We start from the raw sequence: 390 nt of genomic DNA on the forward strand, positions 1-390 counted from the left end.
CCGACATCGGGATCATTCCACATCAGGCACCTTTCATGTTCTGGCGAATAGTAATCCGTGCACTTATATTCAAAATCCGCGATCTCAGAGAGCACGACAAAACCGTGGGCCAAACCTGGCGGGATCCAAAGCTGAGTTTTGTTCTCTTCCGATAGCACAATGCCTTCCCACTTGCCAAATGTGGGTGAGTCTGGGCGAATATCTACAGCAACATCATAAACTTCGCCTCGCACCACACGAACCAACTTGCCTTGCGGCTTGATATCTTGATAGTGCAGTCCGCGCAAAACCCCCCGAGAAGAGCGTGAATAATTGTCTTGGACGAAGTCCAAATCAATATCCAGCATGTCTTGAAAGCGACGCTTCTCGAACGTTTCCATAAAAAAACCG

At 48.5% G+C, this 390-nt stretch carries 1 protein-coding gene; it reads right to left on the reverse strand.

All coding sequences use genetic code 11. From position 1 onward, the window contains the following. Positions 1-380, reverse strand: a 380-nt coding sequence (rfbC, locus tag C5L12_RS27945) for a dTDP-4-dehydrorhamnose 3,5-epimerase (RefSeq protein ID WP_342588652.1), incomplete at its 3' end; no start/stop codon positions are given. Between the last annotated feature and the right edge of the window lie 10 nt (positions 381-390).

It is taken from the genome of Neorhizobium huautlense, from assembly GCF_002968575.1.
GTDB lineage: Bacteria > Pseudomonadota > Alphaproteobacteria > Rhizobiales > Rhizobiaceae > Neorhizobium > Neorhizobium huautlense.